This is a genomic window from Leisingera sp. NJS201 (assembly GCF_004535885.1).
GTDB lineage: Bacteria > Pseudomonadota > Alphaproteobacteria > Rhodobacterales > Rhodobacteraceae > Leisingera.
Genome location: NZ_CP038234.1, coordinates 2,300,888 through 2,319,848 on the forward strand (window position 1 = coordinate 2,300,888; position 18,961 = coordinate 2,319,848).

General features: G+C 62.4%; 17 protein-coding genes and 1 pseudogene. 11 read left to right on the forward strand and 7 right to left on the reverse strand.

The window, feature by feature from the left end; translation table 11 throughout:
• The first annotated feature begins 46 nt into the window (after positions 1-46).
• Positions 47-1,095, forward strand: a pseudogene (locus ETW23_RS11340) (IS5 family transposase).
• A 208-nt stretch (positions 1,096-1,303) separates the two neighbouring features.
• Here ETW23_RS11340 and ETW23_RS11345 read toward each other — a convergent pair.
• Positions 1,304-3,787, reverse strand: coding sequence for a PAS domain-containing hybrid sensor histidine kinase/response regulator (locus ETW23_RS11345; protein ID WP_134830052.1), 2,484 nt, complete (start codon positions 3,785-3,787; stop codon positions 1,304-1,306).
• Positions 3,788-3,812: 25 nt separating this feature from the next.
• Positions 3,813-4,310 carry a molybdopterin-dependent oxidoreductase gene (locus ETW23_RS11350; protein WP_134830053.1) on the reverse strand — a complete coding sequence of 166 codons (498 nt, stop codon included), beginning with the start codon at positions 4,308-4,310 and terminating at the stop codon, positions 3,813-3,815.
• Between the two features lie 322 nt (positions 4,311-4,632).
• Between ETW23_RS11350 and ETW23_RS11355 the strand changes: the two genes are divergently transcribed.
• Positions 4,633-5,247, forward strand: a complete 615-nt coding sequence (locus ETW23_RS11355) for a response regulator transcription factor (RefSeq protein WP_134831302.1) — start codon at positions 4,633-4,635, stop codon at positions 5,245-5,247.
• 36 nt (positions 5,248-5,283) lie between these two features.
• On the opposite strand, the gene ETW23_RS11360 is transcribed toward ETW23_RS11355, so the two are convergent.
• Positions 5,284-6,513 (reverse strand): cytochrome P450, encoded by a 1,230-nt coding sequence (locus tag ETW23_RS11360; protein WP_134830054.1) that lies wholly within the window; start codon positions 6,511-6,513, stop codon positions 5,284-5,286.
• 163 nt (positions 6,514-6,676) lie between these two features.
• Between ETW23_RS11360 and ETW23_RS11365 the strand changes: the two genes are divergently transcribed.
• The 3 genes from ETW23_RS11365 (at position 6,677) to ETW23_RS11375 (ending at position 7,754) form a co-directional block, all read left to right on the forward strand.
• Positions 6,677-7,006 (forward strand): TfoX/Sxy family protein, encoded by a 330-nt coding sequence (locus tag ETW23_RS11365; protein ID WP_134830055.1) that lies wholly within the window; start codon positions 6,677-6,679, stop codon positions 7,004-7,006.
• 69 nt (positions 7,007-7,075) lie between these two features.
• Positions 7,076-7,246 (forward strand): YqaE/Pmp3 family membrane protein, encoded by a 171-nt coding sequence (locus ETW23_RS11370; protein WP_129371167.1) that lies wholly within the window; start codon positions 7,076-7,078, stop codon positions 7,244-7,246.
• Positions 7,239-7,754 carry a DUF4112 domain-containing protein gene (locus ETW23_RS11375; RefSeq protein ID WP_134830056.1) on the forward strand — a complete coding sequence of 172 codons (516 nt, stop codon included), beginning with the start codon at positions 7,239-7,241 and terminating at the stop codon, positions 7,752-7,754. The genes ETW23_RS11370 and ETW23_RS11375 overlap by 8 nt, the downstream gene beginning before the upstream one ends.
• A 53-nt stretch (positions 7,755-7,807) precedes the next feature.
• Here the strand turns inward: ETW23_RS11375 and ndk are convergent, their stop codons facing one another.
• On the reverse strand, positions 7,808-8,230 hold the full coding sequence (ndk, locus tag ETW23_RS11380; RefSeq protein WP_019298521.1) for a nucleoside-diphosphate kinase: 423 nt from the start codon (positions 8,228-8,230) through the stop codon (positions 7,808-7,810).
• Positions 8,231-8,501: 271 nt separating this feature from the next.
• On the opposite strand from ndk, the gene ETW23_RS11385 reads away from it, so the two are divergent.
• From ETW23_RS11385 to ETW23_RS11395, 3 genes are read left to right on the forward strand one after another with little or no spacing between them, the layout of a single operon-like run.
• On the forward strand, positions 8,502-10,361 hold the full coding sequence (locus ETW23_RS11385; RefSeq protein ID WP_134830057.1) for an ABC-F family ATP-binding cassette domain-containing protein: 1,860 nt from the start codon (positions 8,502-8,504) through the stop codon (positions 10,359-10,361).
• Positions 10,358-10,978 (forward strand): MarC family protein, encoded by a 621-nt coding sequence (locus ETW23_RS11390; RefSeq protein WP_129371170.1) that lies wholly within the window; start codon positions 10,358-10,360, stop codon positions 10,976-10,978. The genes ETW23_RS11385 and ETW23_RS11390 overlap by 4 nt, the downstream gene beginning before the upstream one ends.
• Before the next feature lie 44 nt (positions 10,979-11,022).
• A complete protein-coding gene (locus ETW23_RS11395; protein WP_129371171.1) occupies positions 11,023-11,604 on the forward strand; it encodes a TIGR02281 family clan AA aspartic protease in 582 nt (193 codons plus the stop codon).
• 106 nt (positions 11,605-11,710) lie between these two features.
• Here the strand turns inward: ETW23_RS11395 and ETW23_RS11400 are convergent, their stop codons facing one another.
• The 3 genes from ETW23_RS11400 to ETW23_RS11410 form a co-directional block, all read right to left on the reverse strand.
• The gene (locus tag ETW23_RS11400; RefSeq protein ID WP_134830058.1) at positions 11,711-12,262 is read right to left on the reverse strand and encodes a CHAP domain-containing protein; all 552 of its coding nucleotides are present in this window, start codon (positions 12,260-12,262) and stop codon (positions 11,711-11,713) included.
• Positions 12,263-12,421: 159 nt separating this feature from the next.
• Positions 12,422-12,880, reverse strand: coding sequence for a DNA polymerase III subunit chi (locus ETW23_RS11405; RefSeq protein WP_134830059.1), 459 nt, complete (start codon positions 12,878-12,880; stop codon positions 12,422-12,424).
• 6 nt (positions 12,881-12,886) lie between these two features.
• The gene (locus ETW23_RS11410; protein ID WP_134830060.1) at positions 12,887-14,362 is read right to left on the reverse strand and encodes a leucyl aminopeptidase; all 1,476 of its coding nucleotides are present in this window, start codon (positions 14,360-14,362) and stop codon (positions 12,887-12,889) included.
• Between the two features lie 195 nt (positions 14,363-14,557).
• Between ETW23_RS11410 and lptF the strand changes: the two genes are divergently transcribed.
• Genes lptF through lptD form a run of 3 tightly spaced genes read left to right on the forward strand, consistent with a single transcriptional unit; the run spans position 14,558 to position 18,940 of the window.
• Positions 14,558-15,676: an LPS export ABC transporter permease LptF gene (gene lptF / locus ETW23_RS11415; protein WP_134831303.1), complete on the forward strand. Its 1,119-nt coding sequence runs from the start codon at positions 14,558-14,560 to the stop codon at positions 15,674-15,676.
• On the forward strand, positions 15,673-16,776 hold the full coding sequence (gene lptG / locus ETW23_RS11420; protein ID WP_129371175.1) for an LPS export ABC transporter permease LptG: 1,104 nt from the start codon (positions 15,673-15,675) through the stop codon (positions 16,774-16,776). Before lptF ends, lptG begins: the two co-directional genes overlap by 4 nt.
• A complete protein-coding gene (gene lptD / locus ETW23_RS11425; protein WP_205879893.1) occupies positions 16,760-18,940 on the forward strand; it encodes an LPS-assembly protein LptD in 2,181 nt (726 codons plus the stop codon). The genes lptG and lptD overlap by 17 nt, the downstream gene beginning before the upstream one ends.
• Positions 18,941-18,961: the final 21 nt, after the last annotated feature.

The window sequence follows — 18,961 nt, forward strand, 5'->3', positions numbered from 1 at the left end:
CGGGCGAGGGATTCACTGCGTGAAACCAGCATGCTAGCTGTGAGCCATGAGCAGTTGGGCCGCTAGGAAGTACAAGACCACGAACCGGCCGGCTTACAATGAGGCACTAAGGCGGCGCGGTTCGCTGACGGTGTGGTTTGATCCCGACATGGTGTGGAGACCTGCGCCGACGGGACGGCAGCCGAGCTTCAGCGATGCCGCAATCCAGACCTGCCTGACGATGAAGGTGCTGTTCGCGATGCCGTTGCGACAGACGGCTGGGTTCGCCGAAAGCCTCCTGCGGCTGGTCGGGCTGGACTGGCCGGTCCCGGACTTCAGCCCCTTGTGCCGTCGCCAGCAGAAGCTGAACGTGGCCATCCCCTACCGTGGAGGGAAAGGCCCGCTGAACCTGTTGATCCCCTCTCGTGACATCACTGCGTGATGCACTGCCGGGCAGCGGACAGCACCGGGATCAAGGCCGAGGGCGAAGGTGAGTGGAATGCCCGAAAGCCCCCCTCTCGCACATGCCATGCATGTGCTGCCGGGCAACGGGTGGCTCCAAGCGGCGCATCTGGCGCAAAATACACATCCCTTGCCCGTCAGGGTCATGCACAGCATGATCCCGAGAGGGGAATTGATGAGGAACGCTGGAAGTTCGGGCGGTTGATGTCACCAGTAGCAATATCGGCGACGCCCCCATACTACCGGAACTGCTGGACCAGACCGGAGCGGATCAGGACATCGCGCCGGTCACAGCCGGCGGGGCCTGCGGCACAAGAAATTGCCACGAGGCAATCGCTGCCCGAAATGCTGCCGCTGTCATACCGCCACGCAAGAACGCAAAGCCGTGGAAGCCCACCAGCGCCGGTGCTGCCGCCCGCAATGATGCGGTCAATGCTTCGCGCTATCTCGACCGAACCATCTGGAAGCGGTGGAGCGGATACCACCGGCGGAGCCGAGTCGAGACCAAGATGACTGTGTGAAACTAATGGGTCAGAGCCTCATGGCCAGGGGCTTCGACCGTCAGGTTGCGGAAATTCAGATCCGCATCGCAGTGCTCAACCGCTATACCGCTATACCGCTCTTGGAATACCCGTCACAGAGCCTGTAGGATAAGCCCCTATAGGGAAAGGGGAAGTACGGTCAAAACCTGATTTGTGCAACAAAGCCAGTAGCCGTAACAGACCGGCCTTCCAATCGCTGCCAAAAGTCGAAAAAAAGAACACCGTAAAAGCGGATCCCAATCTGTTTTCCAGATTAAACTGGAATGGGAGAGGCGCGCCCGGCGGATTCTGCCCCAGCAGCCGCTGGCACGAAAACCGGTTTACACGTGCAAATGCGGGGCCAGAACCAGTGCTGCCCTGGCCCAGGCCTGCTGAAACGGCGCAACCGGAGGCGTTCCCCCTTCTTCCGCCGTCTCGATCGCCAGCATCGCCGCGCGCAGGCCGGACAGGCCCAGAACTGCCGCCGACCCTGCCAGCCGGTGCGCCTCTTTGCGCTGGTCGTCGTCTAGAACCGCGCAATCCTGCAGCCCGTCCTGGAGCTGATTTACCTCGTCGCAAAAGGAAGCCAGAAAGCTGCGTGCCCGGTCTTGCCCAAGGGCTTCAAAAAACTGGTGGATGTCCGACTGCGTTCCGGGCAGCACCTTGACCCCGCTGCCTGCCCGGCGGTCTATCACTTCAGCCAGCTCAGCTTTGTTGGCCGGTTTGGTAAGAACTTCGGCAAACCCGGCATCCAGAATGCGGGCGTGGTCCTCCGCGGCGGCATGCGCGGTGAGCGCCACAATGTCGGTGCCCTCGGCCAGCTGCTGGGCGCGGATCCGGCGCAGCGCCTCGATCCCGTCCACCTGCGGCATGCTGATGTCCATCAGAATCAGATCGAACCGCCCCTCTTCCGCCGCCTGCACAGCCTCGGCACCGCCCGGCACAGCCGTCACCTGATGCCCCTCCTGGCGCAGCATCGTGGCCAGAAGCTCGCGGTTGATGTCGTTATCCTCGGCGATCAGCAGACGGCAGGCGCCGTTCCGGCAGGGTTTGTCCTGTGCTGCCTGGCGCGGCGGCGCCTTGGCCGCTGGTAACGCCAGTGAGATGGTGAACAGGCTGCCCTCACCCAGCTCGCTTTCGCATGCAATCGTACCGCCCATGGCCTGCACCAGGCGCTTGGTGATTGCCAGTCCCAGTCCCGTGCCCTCGCTGCCACGGCCATAGCTGGAATCCAGAGTGATAAAATCTTCGAAAATCCGGTCAAGGTCGCCAGGCGAGATGCCTTGGCCGGTGTCCGCGACATGGAATTCCACCGTTTCCCCGTCCGGCAGCCGCATTACATCCACACTCACCGCGCCATCGCTGGTGAACTTCAAAGCGTTGCCAATCAGGTTCAAAAGCACCTGCTGCACAGCCCGCGGCCGCCCGGCCACCACCGGCTTGCCGCCCAGGCTGCAGTGCAGAGACAGATCGATCCCCCTGCCCTTGGCGCTGGCCTGCTGGCTTTCAATCAGACCGCTGATCAGCTCCTCCAGATCAAAGATCCGCCGTTTCTCAGTTTCGGCGCCGGCCTCCAGCCGCGACAGCTCCAGCACGTCATTCACATGCTGCAGCAGCAAGCCGCCCGAAACCCGCATCGCCTGCAAGTAGCGGCGCTGCTCCGGTGTCGGTCCGGTTCCCTCGATCAGATCGATGGCCCCCAGAACCCCGGTCAGCGGGGTGCGCATCTCGTGGCTCATCACCGTCAACAGGTTTTGCTTGGCGCGCTCGCCGGCCAGCGCGTCGTCCCGCGCCCGCCGCAATTCCTCTTCCGCAGCGATCCGCTCGGAAATGTCGCGCAGGAAGCCGACAAAGACCAGTTCGTTTCCCGACTGGCTGACCGACACAGACAGCTCTACCGGGAACAGCTCGCCGGACTTACGCCGCGCTTCCAGCTGCAGCCGGCCTTTGCCGGCCACCTGCGCCTCACCGGTTTGCAGAAACCGTTTCATGCCGGCCTGATGCGCCTCCTGCAGGTGGTCCGGCACAATCAGGCTGACCATCTGCTGGCCCATGGCCTCAGCCTTGCTGTAGCCGAACACCGTTTCCGCCGCCCCGTTGAAGGCAAGAATGCTGCCGTCCGCACCAACCACCAGGATCGCATCCAGCGAGGAGGCAATCATCGCCTCCATCCGCGCGGCAGAGCGGCTGCGCTCCGCTGCCAGCCTGCGGCCTTTGCGGTAGAGCCGCCCAAGCAGCAGCGCCGCCAGCGCCAGCGCCAGCACCAGGGCCAGCACCACCCAGCCCAGACGCGTCAGGATGGTGAACAGTTTCAGCCGCTTATCCTTGGAATCCTCCACCTGCAGCACGACACCAAACAACGCAAGTTCACGCACATCACCGCTGTTTTGCGCCAGCTCGGCGGCAAGCTCCGGCAGGCTGTCCAGCAACGGCCGGCTGCCACTGTCAATAACCGCCGCCATGCGGTCCAGCCGGTCCTGCATCTGCTGCAGCAGGGCTGCACCTGCCGGGCTTTGGCGCAAATCCTCAAACAGCGGGCTTTCGCGGAACGTGGCAATCCGGCTGTAGTAAACATCGAACTGGCGCCGCAGGCGGCGCAGATCACCAGGCGCGCTGGCCGTCAGAACCGCCGCCTCCAGCTTGAGATGCTCAACTTCGGCCTGGGACAGGTTCCATTGCATATTGTCTGTTGCCGCGGTCGACAGCCCGCCCAGCTGCTGCAGCACCTGATGCCCGAGCCGCACAGACTGCGCAGCCAGCGCTGCTGCAATTGCCAGCACCAGCGCTAAAACCCAGCGCGGCATCGTTGGAAATCCGCGCAGCATCACCTAACTGCTCTCTGCCTGCCATTCACGGCTGAATTACGATCCGGTCCAGTTGCCAAATACTGCGCGAAAAGACTTCTTCGGTGCGGTAGGCCGGGTTGCTGTCATAAGGGTACACCACCCATAGCGGCCCCTTGTTGCGCAAGGACATTTCCGCGCCGTTACGCTCAAAGGCGACAATCGGGCCACCGTCGACCGCATCCGCAACAGGGATTTCCACCGCATAGTCATTCACCGCATACGCTACAAGCCGCCCGCTGCTGACATCCATCCGCCCGACCAGAACAGCCAGCGGCACGCCGGTGAACTGCTGCGGCCCGCTGGTCCAGATGGTCTCCGTCTCAAAGGTGACCGGAGCCAGCGCACGCAGATCCTCAATCGTGTACTGCGCTGCAGGTTCCGCCGCGCCCTCCACTCCGACCGACAGCAGCACCGGTTGCGCTTCATCCGCAAAAACTGCGGTTGCGCACGCCATGACTGCAAGCGAAGCCAAGGCCGCGACCTGCGAAATCAATCCTCTCATTCCAGCACTCCTCATTTGATGCCGTTTCCGTAACAGACAGGCAAAGCATGGCACATCCGCTCCGCCCGAAAACCGGCACCTGAGGATAGGTTCATGACCTTTCGTATAGGGTGCACAACCGCCAGAGTAGCGCCATCAACCCTAATGTTGGCTTACCAGAGGCCGTCGGAACGTCGTAATATCGGTAAAATTTCCAGTACTCGCACAGGAGCAGCAGCAGATGTTCACACCCCAGACCAGTCCGCAATCCAAGGTTGACAGTTTTGAAACCCTTGTCGCTGTAGACTGGGACCGGGAAATAAAGAACAGGTCTAGTGGCTACATGCGCATTTTGCTGGCAGACGATCATGATATGGTCCGCGAAACAATCTCCGCCTACCTCAAATCCGAGGGCGGTGCTGAGGTCGCTTTGGCGACTGATCTGCCTGGTGCGATCTCGCAGATCTGCGAACTGGGCCCCTACGACCTGGTGCTTCTTGACTTCAACATGCCCGGCATGATGGGGCTCGACGGCCTGGCCAAGGCGCTGGAGGCCAATGGCGGCAAGGGCGTGGCCATTCTGTCCGGCAGCGCGCCCGCCCGCACCGCGCAGGAGGCCCTGGATGCCGGCGCCATCGGCTTCATCCCCAAGACCATGGGCGCGCAATCCCTGCTGAATGCCGTGCGCTTCATGAGCGCGGGAGAGATCTATGTGCCTGTAGATCTGATGCGCGAAGACGCCTCGGCAAAAACCCATCCGCTGGCCGAAAAACTCAGCCCGCGTGAACTGGAAGTGCTGAACGGGTTATGCCGCGGCCTGTCGAACAAGGAAATCGCCCGCGAGCTGGAGCTGCAGGAAGTGACGATCAAACTGCATGTGCGCACGCTTTGCCGCAAGCTGGAGGCCAAAAACCGGACCCAGGCCGCGCTGACCGCCAAGGCGGCCGGGCTGTTCTGAGCCGGCCTGCCTGACAGCGCCCCTGTCGACCCTTATTCACTCCATTTCCGCCGGCAGTGCCGCATAGCCGCGAAAGCGGATTCGCCCGCCCGGCACCCGGCCGGGCAACAGGCGATAGCCCGGGAAACGGTGCAGCAGGCGTTCAATGGCGATCCTCCCCTCCAGCCGCGCCAGCGTCAGCCCGACGCAGACATGCGGCCCGCCGGCAAAGGCCAGATGCCGGTTCGGCGTCCGGTTAACATCAAAGACGCCCGGCTTTTCAAACACCTCCGGATCGCGGTTCGCCGCCCCGATCAGCAGATGCAAGTTGGTCCCCGCAGAGACTTTCAGTCCGCCGAATTCCACATCCGCTGTGGTTTCCCGGTTGCCCAGCTGATTGGGCGACCGGAAGCGCAGAACCTCCTCGATGGCAGGTTTGATCAGCTCCGGCTGCTCCAGCAGCCGCTGCTTTTGGTCCGGATGGTCATTCAGCAGCGCCAGCCCGTTGCCGATCAGATTGGTGGTGGTCTCGTGACCTGCATTCAGGATAAAGATGCAATTCTGGATCAGCTCAACCTCGCTGAGGGCGCCATCCGCCCCCTCGCCGTTGATCAGCCGTGTCAGCACGTCGGTCTCAATGTCCCCTGGTTTGGCCCGCCGCCGGGCGATCAAATCCTGCAGGTAGGCCTTGAACTCCTCCACCGCCCGGTGCCCTGCGGCCAGCTGATCAGCATTCAGCGCTGGCTCCAGCGCGCCCAGGATGGCCAGCGACCAGTCACGTAGCGGCGCCCGCTCCGCCATCGGCACGTCCAGCAGATTGCCGATAATCTGGATCGGAATGGAGGCGGCAAAATCCTCGATCAGGTCCACATTGGCTGCGCCCGCCATTCTGTCCAGCAAGCGGTCAACCGTCTCAACCAGCCCCGGTTCCATCCTGGCAATTGCCCGCGGCGTCAGCGCCGAGGTCATGATCCTGCGCACCCGCGTATGCAGCGGCGGATCGGAAAACACTAGGGAAGTGGTGTGATGCTCAAACAATGGCGAACCCGCGCCGAATTTTGGCGCAAAAGCTTTCTTCTTGTCCGAGGAAAACAGCGTGGTGTCCCGGTAAACCCTGTCCAGATCGGCATGGCGGCAGACCAGCAGCGACCCATCCGGCTGCGGCAGCACCGGCGCCTCGCGCAGCAAAGCATCGTAAATGGGAAAGGGATCCTCCAGAAAACCCTCAGGCGGGTTCGCCAGATTAAACTCCTCAATATTCACAGATACTTGCTCTCCGCTGCTCATCCGACACCCTCCCGCTGGCCATTCCGGTCAGGGTTTCTGCAGGAAATGCGACTGTCAATCCGCCATTGCGGCAAGAAACCCAGCGTCAGTACGATGCCCCGCAATATACGGCGACGCCCGATTACAGCGTGACAACGGCACCGGGAACAGATAGAAACAAAACATGAACACACCAATTTCTTCCATCCGAAACCTTGGCCCCGCGTATGAGGAAGCCTGCCACCGGGCCGGCATTTCTTCGGCCGAGGATTTGCGTGCCATCGGCGCTGACGCGGCCTATGCCAAACTTCTGAAAACCGGTACCCGGCCGCATTTCATCGGCTACTACGTGCTGGTGATGGCGCTGCAGGGGCGGCCTTGGAATGATTGCAAAGGCAAGGAAAAAGAAGAGCTTCGCCAGCGCTTTGACGAGATCAAGGCCAGCAGCTTTGACACCCATCAAGCAGCATTCGAGGCAACCTTGGACATGATCGGCGTTGTCGCGCGCAAATAGCTGGATGGAACCAAATGGGGTATCCGGGGGTTGGTTCATCAACGGGACACTAACCAAAGGAGATCCTCGATGGACTTGATCCGGATTATTTTTGCAGTCATTCTGCCGCCGCTTGGCGTGTTTCTGCAGGTCGGCCTGGGCAAGCATTTCTGGCTCAACATCCTGCTGACGATCCTCGGCTATATTCCGGGCATCGTGCACGCTGTCTGGATTATCGCAAAGACGCCTGAACATGCCTGACACCGCGCATCACGAAGACCGCCTGCAATCATTGCAGCGCCTGGCACACCGCATGGACCGGGCATTCCGCATTCCCTTGATCGGAACGCGGATCGGCTGGGACAGCATTCTGGGTCTCATCCCGGGCGTGGGCGACGCGGTGGCGCTGCTGCCTGCGGGCTATATCCTGCTCTCGGGACACCGCATGGGTGCTTCAAAAGGAACGCTGGCGCGCATGGCCGCCAACATCGGCATTGATGCGCTTGTTGGCACGATCCCGCTGGCCGGCGATCTTTTCGACATTGGCTGGAAGGCCAACACCCGCAACGTCGCCTTGCTGCGCCGCCACCTGGAACAATCAGCCGCGCAGGATGAGCCTTTGGCGAAACGTCTTGCGCGGCGCGGCTTTTCCAACCTGATTGCGCCCAAGGACTTGGCTGCCTTCAGCCGCTTCGCCACGCGGAAACGACCCCGCAGACCGCGCAACCGGCAGCACAGCGGGCTTAGAACCACTTTCTCCAACTCATAAAAAAACCGCGCCAGTCGCCCGGCGCGGCCTTCAGTCATCGCTAAGCCTGCGGCTTAGCCGACCAGCTCGAGGCCGGAGAAGAAATAAGCGATCTCAACAGCGGCGGTTTCCGGTGCGTCGGAACCGTGCACGGAGTTTTCGCCAACCGATTCAGCAAATTCGGCGCGGATGGTGCCGGCCGCGGCGTCCGCCGGGTTGGTGGCGCCCATCACTTCGCGGTTTTTGGCAATGGCGTTTTCGCCTTCCAGAACCTGCGCAACGATCGGAGCGGAGGCCATGAATTCGCACAGTTCGTCGTAGAAGGGACGCTCGGCGTGCACTTTGTAGAACTCGCCTGCCTGGGCTTTGGTCAGGTGAATGCGCTTTTGCGCCACAACGCGCAGGCCGGCTTCTTCGAATTTGGCGTTGATTGCGCCGGTCAGATTGCGGCGGGTTGCGTCGGGCTTGATGATCGAGAAAGTGCGTTCCAGTGCCATGGGGCAGACTCCTGTGCTGAAAAGCCGGACATCATGCCCGGCCCGTTACGAATTGCCGCCCCGATAGCATGGCTCTGTGACAGGATAAAGAGGGGATTGCGCAGCTTTGACGCAGCAGCAAGGGCGGCGCGCAGCCCGTTGGCTTTGCCTCCTGAGCCTGCGCCGGTCTTGCCGCGCATCTGCAATAAGCCGGCCACAGCCAGCCACGTCCGGCACCCGCACATGGCCTGCCCCATTGACAAGGGCCAGACAGTACCCCAGTGCAAGGCCCATGTTACGTATCAGCGATATATCCTATGCGGTCGAAGGCCGTCTTTTGTTCGATGGCGCCAGCGCCACGATCCCCACTGGCCACAAGGTTGGATTGGTCGGCCGCAACGGCACCGGCAAAACCACGCTGTTCCGGCTGATCCGCAATGAGCTGTCGCTGGAATCCGGCGCCATTTCACTGCCCAGCAAAGCGCGGATCGGCGGCATTGCCCAGGAAGCGCCATCCTCCAACGTGTCGCTGATCGATACGGTGCTTGCTGCGGACACTGAACGCGCCGAATTGATGGCCGAGTCCGAGACCGCGCAGGATCCCGGACGGATTGCCGAAATTCAAACACGGCTTTCAGATATCGACGCATGGTCGGCCGAGGCACGCGCCGCTGCCATCCTCAAAGGTCTCGGGTTTGATTTTGCCGCCCAGCAACGCCCTTGCTCCGACTATTCGGGTGGCTGGCGGATGCGGGTGGCCCTGGCTGCGGTGCTGTTTTCACAGCCTGACCTCTTGCTGCTGGACGAACCTACCAACTACCTGGACCTTGAGGGCGCGCTGTGGCTTGAGGCCTATCTGGTCAAATACCCGCACACCGTGATCATCATCAGCCACGACCGCGAGCTGCTGAACCGCTCGGTGAACGGCATTCTGCACCTCGAAGAGCTGGGCCTGACCTATTACTCCGGCAACTATGACCAGTTTGCCCGCCAGCGCGCCGCCAACCGGGCCAATCAGGCCGCACAGGCCAAGAAACAGGACGCCCGCCGCGCCCATCTGCAGGCCTTTGTGGACCGGTTCAAAGCCAAGGCGAGCAAAGCCAAACAGGCGCAAAGCCGGGTCAAGATGCTGGAGAAGATGGAGACCATCCGCGCACCCGAAGACGCCGCGCGCACCGTTTTCACCTTCCCCGAACCCGAGGAGCTGTCGCCGCCGATCATCGCGACCGAGGGCGCCTCGGTCGGCTATGACGGCACCCCGATCCTCAGCCGGCTGGATCTGCGCATTGATCAGGACGACCGTATCGCGCTGCTTGGCAAGAACGGAGAGGGCAAATCCACCCTGTCCAAAATGCTGTCAGGCCGTCTGGATGTGATGGCCGGCAAGATGACCCAGTCCGGCAAGCTGCGGATCGGTTTTTTTGCCCAGCATCAGGTGGACGAACTGCACATTGACGAAACGCCGCTGCAGCATTTGCAGCGCGAACGCCCGAACGAAGGCCAGGCCCGCCTGCGCGCCCGGCTGGCCGGGTTCGGACTGGGGTCGGATCAGGCTGATACCGAGGTCGGCCGTCTCTCCGGCGGGCAGAAGGCGCGGTTGTCGCTGCTGCTGGCCACACTGCCCGCTCCGCATCTGCTGATCCTTGATGAACCGACCAACCACCTGGACATCGAAAGCCGCGAGGCGCTGGTCGAAGCGCTGACCGCCTATTCCGGCGCGGTCATTCTGGTCAGCCATGACATGCACCTCCTTAGCCTGGTTGCGGACCGGCTGTGGTTGGTGTCCGGCGGCACAGTGAAACCGTTTGAGGGCGATCTGCCGGCCTACCGCGATCTGCTGCTGACGCGCGACAAACCCGCAGGCAAATCCAAGACCAAGGCCAAGGCCGAAAAACCCAAGCGCCCCAGCCGCGACGCCATTCAGGCCCTGCGCGCCGAGGTCCGCAAAGGTGAGGCGCGCCTGGAGAAAGTCAGCGAAATGCGCGACAAGCTGGCCAAAAAACTGGCAGACCCTGCTCTTTATGACGATGGACGCAAAGACGAAGCCATTGTCTGGCAGCGCAAATATGCCGAAGTCATGGAAGCCCAGGACCGCGCCGAGGAGCTGTGGCTGAAAGCGGTGGAGAAACTCGAAAAAGCAGAGGCGCAATGATCGACACGGCTTTTCTGATTACCTCATTTGTCACGTTGTTTGTCATCGTTGACCCCATCGGCCTGACACCGATCTTTCTGGCGCTGACACAGGGCATGACGCCCGCACAGCGGCGTGCGATTGCCCTGCGTTCGACCATCACTGCGGCAATTCTGCTTGCGCTGTTTACGGCACTTGGCGAAGCGGTGCTTGGCTTTGCAGGCATTTCCATGGCTGCCTTCCGCATTGCCGGGGGTGTGCTGTTGTTCCTCACTGCGCTTGATATGCTGTTTGAACGCCGCAACAAGCGGCGCGAAGACCGCAGCGAAGAGGATGATTTTGACGACCCGTCCATCTTCCCGCTGGCGATCCCGCTGATTGCAGGCCCCGGCTCCATCGCCACTGTCATCCTGCTGGCGGGGCAGCAGCCTGGTATTGCAGGCTTTGCCATGGTGATGGGCGTGGTGGTCGCAGTGCTGGCGATCCTCTTGGTGATGTGCCTGTTTTCCGGCCTGTTCGAACGCTTGCTGGGCAAGACCGGCATCACCGTTGTGACCCGCCTTCTGGGCATGCTGCTGGCGGCGCTTTCTGTCCAGTTCGTGCTCGACGGACTGCGCGCTTTTGGATTTGCAGGCTAGCATAACGCCCCGGCCCGCCTACATTATATTCAGGAGGTGCGCAGATGGGCGAGTTTGAGATCGGGCGGGTTATCTATCTGGTTGTCCTGCTGGTTGCAGTGGGATCCTGGGTCTTTGTGCAGAACCGCCAATCCATCGGCAAGACACTGCAGATGTTTGCGGTCTGGGGATTTATCTTCCTTGGTGTGATCGCCTCTTACGGGCTGTGGGAGGACATTCGCCAAACCGTGCGCCCGCAGCAAAGCGTCGCGGTGGAGGCCGGACGGGTCGAAGTGCCGCGCGCGCCGGACGGGCATTACTATCTGACCCTTGAGGTGAACGGCGCAGCTGTCCCGTTCCTGGTCGACACCGGCGCCAGCGAAGTCGTGCTGAACGCGCGCGATGCAGAGCGTGCCGGCATTGACACCGGCAGCCTCGCCTATCTCGGCCGCGCCCGCACCGCCAATGGTGAGGTGCGCACAGCCTCGGTCTGGATCGAAGAAATGTCGCTGGGCGGCATCACCGACACGGATGTGCGTGTTTGGGTTAACCAGGGCGAGCTGGAGCAATCCCTTTTGGGGATGGGTTACCTGCAGCGCTGGTCCAGCATCGAAATCCGCAATGGCGCGTTGGTGCTGACCCGATGATCATGCGCCTTGCGGCGCAGGCCTCCGGCAGGGGTATTTCGAACCAGAAAGAAGCCAGGGCACCTTTCTTCCTTTGGCCAAGAGGGGCAGCGCCGCTGCGCTGCGATCACCCTTTGTCCGGAACCGGCAGAATGAATCCGTTGATCGGATAGACCCGCCCGTAGGCCCCCGGATTGCTTTCCAAGCGAACGGCGGACCAGTCGTTTGCTGCAGACACGTCAATTACCGCCATGCCCAGCGACACCTTGTTGCGGCGCCAGTTGGCGTGATTGATCCGGATCCGGCGCGAATCCTCCACCTTGGAGACCACTGCCACATGGCCCAGCGGATTGGAGCGGGTCGCCCGGAACGCCATCACCGCGCCGGTTTGCGGCTGCTGGCCGCGGCTGAACTGTCCTTTGGCCTGTGCCCACCAGGTTTTGGCATTGCCGAAAATCTCAATCCCGCTGGCATTACGTGCAAAGGGCACGCACCAGACACGGCTCCCTCTGGATTGCAAAGACTGGACTTCCTGAACCGCGTATTCCAGACGCGCGGCCTCAGCCTCGGCCCGGGCCACCGATCCGCCTTGAATATCACCGCAATTGGCAAGGAACAGCAGCCCCGCCCCAACAAACGGCAGCAGCCGCGCCCGACGGAACGCATGTGATACTTTCATCTGTCCCCCAGTGTCCTGGTCTTTTGTTCTGATCTTTTGACCGGGAGGATTACTGCGGCAGCGCCTTTTGCGCGAGCATTTCCTGCCAAGCTGAAACAAATCTGAAGGATATTGGCAAAATCCCGCCGATACCGCGGGCTAACAGGCCGGTTTCCCGGCCTATTTCTCGGCCTTCTTCTCCCAACGCCCGCCCTCTTCGGACCAGTATTGGGCGGAACAGCCAGCATCTGTCAGTGACTTCCACTGGCTGCGGGCGTGCTGCACAGCTTGCGGATCTGTGCCGTCGAACAGAATACAGACACGGCTCAGCGCCTGCACCTCATCGGCGCTGACTGCGGCGCCATCCACCGCCATCACACAGTCCGGGGTATTGGCGGCCTCAGGCCCGGTGGTCAGCAGAACCGGCTGCAGCGCGTCATGGAGGCCGCCCGCCAGGCCATGGGGCAGAAAGCTGTCCTCTGCCCCCAGCCACAGACGGTCATCCAGCCAGGCCATGCGCTCGGGGTCGCGCCCGCGCACCGCAATGCGCCAGCCCGCCCCGCGCGCCTTGTCCAGAAGAACCGGCAAGGTCTCCTCCAGCGGTCTGCGCGTCAGATGATAGAAATAGGCAGCCCCCATGAACGCTTATTCCGCCTCGAACTTATCCGCGACCAGACGGTTCAGCGCCATCACGCCCCAGCCGGTGGCGCCTTTGGGCGCATAATCCGTATCCGCCTTGACCGAGGCCACACCGGCAATGTCCAGATGGATCCAGGGCATATCGTCCTTGATGAACCTTGCCAGGAACTGCGCCGCGGTGATGGAACCCGCCGGGCGCCCGCCAACGTTTTTCATATCGGCAATGCGCGATTTCAGTTGTTCGTCATAGGCCTTGCCCAGGGGCATCCGCCAGGCGCCTTCGTCCTCGGAGCGCGCGGCCTTCAGGAAGGCATTGCACAGATCGTCATCGTTGGAGAATACACCGGCATTTTCATGCCCGAGGCCAATAATGATCGCGCCGGTCAGGGTCGCCAGATCGATAACACCCGCAGGTTTGAACCGCTCCTGCGCGTACCAAAGCACATCACACAGAACCAGACGGCCCTCAGCGTCGGTGTTGATGATCTCAACCGTGTCGCCCTTCATCGATTTCACCACATCGCCCGGACGGGTGGCATTGCCCGAGGGCATGTTTTCCACGAGGCCGACCAGCCCGACCACATTGGCCTTGGCTTTGCGCAGCGCCAGTGCCTTCATCGTGCCGGCCACAACGCCCGCGCCGCCCATGTCCATGGTCATGTCTTCCATGCCGCCCGCAGGCTTCAGCGAGATGCCGCCGGTATCAAACACCACGCCCTTGCCGACCAGCGCCAGCGGGGCTGCGTCCTTGGCGCCGCCTTTCCAGTGCATCACCGCCACTTTGGAGGGGCTGTCAGAACCTTGGCCAACACACAACAGCGTGCGCATGCCCAGCTTTTCCAGGTCCGCCTCTTCCAGGACCTCAACCTCAAGGCCGATCTCACTCATTTCTTCGATGCGGCGGGCGAATTCGGTGGTGGTCAGCACATTGGCAGGCTCATTGACCAGATCCCGGGTCATGTGAACGCCTTCGGCCACCGCCAGCAACGGTGCGCAGGCGGTCTCCAGATCGGACGGCATCTTGGAAGCGATCACCACCTCGCCTTCAGGCTTGTCTTCGGCGGGGGTCTTATGGTCATCAAAGCCATAGTCGCGCAGCGCCAGCCCCATGGTGAGGTCAGCAGCCTTGTTCATGCTGCCGGCCATCACCGTCAGCCGCTTGCCCGCTGCCGCCTTGGCCAGTTTTGCACCCGCTTGGCGTGCCTCTACCGGAGTCAGCTTGCGCGGCAGAACCAGCACATCCAGTGCCTCGGCCTGCATGCCTGCGGGCCAGCGGAGCGACACCACATCCCCCGCCTTGGCCTTCTTGAAGCCATCCGATTCGATCAGCCGGGCAATTGCGCCCTTGCTCAGCCGGTTGGCGGTGCGCGCGGCCTGATCCATGCTGCCCTCGGGCGTGACCATCACCGCCACACGGCCGGTCATTTCCGGCAGCGCCTTGGGGTCGTATTCGGCAAATCGGATCGGGGTAAGGCTGCTCATTCTCGCGCGCTCCTGCTGGTTTCATATGGTTCTTGGCATAAGAGGTATCCTGCGCAGGGGCGCTTGGCCAGACCCGCCTTTGCACCCGCTGCGGCCGCGATCTGCCGCCGAATGAGGCGCCTTGCGAGAATGCAGTTTTCCCCGCCCGGCAAATCCACTAATGTCGCGCAAAATCACAATGGTCTGGGGGATCGGGTGTCACGCTACGACAGATACGTGCTGTCACAATATCTGCTCTTCTTCGGCTTTTTTGCGCTGATTCTGGTGGCCGTGTTCTGGGTCAACCGGGCTGTTGTGCTGTTTGACCGGCTGATCGGCAATGGTCAGTCGGCCTTGGTGTTCCTCGAGTTCACCGCGCTCACCCTGCCAAACCTCATCCGCATGGTGCTGCCGATTGCCGCCTTTGGCGCCTCGGTCTGGGTAACCAACCGGCTGAACAGCGAAAGCGAGCTGACAGTGCTGCGCGCCACCGGCACCAGCCCCTGGCAGATGGCGCGGCCGGCCCTTGCATTCGGCGTCATCACGGCACTGATGATGTCGGCTCTGACCCACTACCTGCTGCCGGCGTCGATCAGCCAGTTGGAAGTCCGTGAAAGCGAAGTCTCCCGCAACATCACCGCCAAGCTGCTGAGCGAGGGCGATTTCCTGCACCCGGCAGACGGTGTTACCTTCTATATCCGCCAGATCGACCCGGACGGCACCTTGAACGACGTTTTCCTGTCTGACCGCCGCGACCCGGCGACCACGGTGACCTATACCGGCGCCCGCGCCTTTCTGGTACGCGACGAAGGCAGCGCGCATCTGATCATGGTAGAAGGTATGGCACAGCGGCTGGACAATCAGACGCAACGGCTTTCGACCACCTTCTTCTCGGATTTTTCGTATGATATCAGCGCACTGGCCCGGAAGTCTAAAAACCAGTCGCGCAACATCCGTGCGATCCCAAGCCTGGAGCTGATGACCAGCACCCAGGCCGTCACCCGCAATGATGGCTACTCCGCAGGCGCCCAGGCCGAGGAACTGCACCTGCGCTTTGCCCGTGCCCTGGTCTGTGTGGCCGTCGCCCTGATCGGGTTTTCCGCGCTGATGCTGGGAACATTCTCGCGGTTCGGCGTCTGGCGTCAGGCTTTCCTCGCCTTTGTTGTACTGATCTTTGTCGAGGGCTTGCGCGGAGTTGTCTCGGAGCCGGTTCTGCAAAACCCCAGCCTTTGGCCGCTGATTTACCTGCCGACCTTGCTTGGGCTTTTGGTGGCGCTGATCTTCCTGATTTTATCAGTCCGGCCCAAACGGACCCGGGCGGAGGCGCCCGCATGAAGCTTGATCTCTATTATGCGCGCCGCTTTCTGCAGTGGTTCCTGGTGATTGTTGCGGTGCTGATGACACTGGTGGTGCTGATCGACCTGAACGAACAGGTCCGCCGGTTTGAGGCGATCGACCTCAGCCTGCCGCAATTGCTTGGGCTGACCCTGCTGAACGTTCCGGCCGCCCTCAGCGAGTTCCTGCCGCTGATCATGATCCTGTCGACCATCGTGCTGTTTGTCGGCCTTGCCCGCAGCAGCGAGCTGGTGGTGACCCGCGCCATCGGCCGGTCCGGCATCCGCGCGCTTGCGGCACCGGTGCTGGTGGCCGCGGCAATCGGCGCCTTGGCGGTCACCATGCTCAACCCGATCGCTTCGGCCACCGCCAACCGCTATCAGGACCTGGCCGAGACCTATCACAACGGCGGGCCGTCGGCGCTGTCGCTGTCCGGCGAAGGCCTGTGGCTGCGCCAGGGCGGCGCCAGGGGCCAGTCGGTCATCCACGCCAAAGGCTACAGCGGCGACGCGGCGGATATCACTTTGCTTGACGTGTCGATCCACGCCTATACCAGTGCCGGCGGCCTGGTCCGCCGCATCATTGCCGACAGCGCCCGGCTGGAGGGCAGCAACTGGATCCTGTCCAATGCCAAAACCTGGCCGCTGGCGGCCGGCATCAACCCCGATTCCAACGCCGCCCGGCATGACGAGCTGCATTTGCCCACAACACTGACCACCGACCGGATCCGCGATACCCTGGGCACGGCCAGCGGCATCTCGATCTACGATCTGCCCTCCACAATCCGCGAATTGTCTGCCGCAGGTTTTACCACCAAACGCTACGAGGTCCGCTATCAGGCGGAACTGGCCCGCCCCCTGTTTCTTATCGCCATGGTTCTGGTCGGTGCCTCCTTCACCATGCGGCACGCGCGCTTTGGCGGCACCGGCCTGGCGGTGCTGATGGCGGTCCTTTTGGGATTCGGGCTTTATTTCATCCGCAATTTCGCGCAAATCCTTGGCGAGAACGGGCAAATCCCTGTGGCCCTGGCCGCATGGGCGCCGCCCGCCGCCGCGATACTTTTGACCTTGGGACTGCTTCTCCATGCCGAAGACGGGTAAATTGCGCCGCGCACTGCTTCTTTCGGCTGTGCTGCCCTGGCTCGCCCTGACAGCCCCGGCGCCGCAGGCGCAGACCGCGGCGCTGCCTGATCCGGCGCAGCCCGCGATGCTGGTTGCAGATCAGGTCTTCATCACCCCTGACCGCACCCTGGTGGCCGAAGGCAATGTCGAGGCGTTTCAAGGCGATATCCGGCTGCGCGCGCAAAAGATAACGTTTGATCAGACCACCGGCACCCTGCAGATCGAAGGCCCGATCCGCATCGACCAGCAAGGCGATATCACCATACTGGCCACCGCTGCCGAGCTGGACCGGGACCTGCGCAACGGATTGCTGACCGGCGCCCGCATGGTGTTCCAGCAGCAGCTGCAACTGGCCTCGCTTCAAATGACCCGGGTCAGCGGCCGCTACACACAGCTGTACAAGACCGCCGTCACCTCCTGCCATGTGTGCGAGGATGGACGCCCGCCGCTCTGGCAGATCCGGGCTGAGCGGGTGACCCACGACCAGCAGGCACGCCAGCTCTATTTCGAAAGCGCCCAGCTGCGGGTGCTGGACGTGCCGGTGTTCTATTTTCCGGCGATCCGCCTGCCTGATCCTTCACTGGAGCGGGCCAGCGGATTTCTGGTGCCTTCGATACGCTCCACGTCGAATCTCGGCACCGGGGTCAAGGCGCCCTATTTCTTCACGCTTGGCCCGCACCGCGACCTGACACTGGCGCCCTATATCTCGTCCAGCACCCAGACACTGGACGTCCGCTACCGCCAGGCCTTCCGCCGCGGCAGGATCGAATTCAACGGGGCCTACACCCGCGACGATCTGTTTTCCGGCGAAGACCGCGGCTACATCTTTGGCGAAGGCCAGTTCGATCTGCCGCGGGACTTCCGCTTCACCTTTGATGTCAAAGCGGTCTCGGACGACGCCTATCTCGAGGACTACGGCCTGCCGGAACTGGACCGTCTGCGGTCCGAGGCGGTGCTGTCCCGCGCCAAACGCGACAGCCTGTTCCGCGCCTCCCTGACCCATTACAAAACCCTGCGTACCAGCGAAGAGCAGGCGAACATTCCTTCTGGAATCGCGGAAGCCTTCTATCAGACCCGCCATTATCCCGCCCTCACCGGCGGCGAGCTGCGGCTGACCCTGCAGGGCCATGGCCACCGCCGCAGCTCCAGCATCGACGGCACCGCCACTGACAGCAACGGGCGTGACCTTGCGCGGCTCACTGCCGACATCGACTGGCGCCGCAGCTGGCGCCTGGGTTATGGCATCCTGGCGGAATGGGAGCTCGGCGCCGCAGCCGACGCCTTCCGTGCTTATGACGACAGTTTCTTCAACGAAGAGGTCACCCGCCTGACGCCGCGCACCGCGCTGACCCTGCGTCTGCCGATGAGCCGCCGCGAGGCTGGCGGCGCCACCCAGTACCTGGAGCCGATCCTGCAGCTGGGCTGGCGCGACGAGGGCGGCGGCAGCGTGGTCACCGAGGAAAGCCGCTTTGTAGAGTTTGACCAGGGCAATCTGTTGTCACTGTCGCGGTTTCCCTCCACCGACGCCCGCGAGGACGGCCTGACCCTGGTCTACGGCGCCAACTGGGCGCGTTATGCGCCCACTGGCTGGCAGGCCTATGCCACCGTCGGCCAGGTGCTGCGCAGCGACGGCGATGACCGGTTCACCAAAAGCTCCGGCCTCAGCGGCACCTCCTCGGATTTCCTGCTGGCAGGCCAGATCAAATTCGGCGACGGGCTGGCCCTCTCCACCCGCGGCTTGCTGAACGGTTCACTGAACTTCTCCAAGGCAGAACTGCGCGGCGACTGGCGCACCAGCCGCTCCAGCCTCTCCGGCACCTATCTGTGGCTCGGCACCGACCCCGATGAAGACCGGGCCGAGGAAAGTTCGGAGCTGTGGGTCGACGGCAGCTATGATTTCACCCCCAGCTGGTCCGCCAGTGCCCGGCTGCGCTATGATATTTCCGACGCCCGCGCCACCCGTGCAGGTCTCGGCGTGGCCTACAGCAACGAATGCGTGACGGTCGACCTTTCAGTCAACCGCCGCTATACCTCAACAACAAGTGTTGAGCCGACAACCGATTTCGGCTTTACCATCTCGCTCAGCGGATTTTCCGTAAAGAGCGGCAGCAAACAGTACAGGCGGTCATGCAGCAAGACGTGAATACCCGGTTCCCGGCTCCTT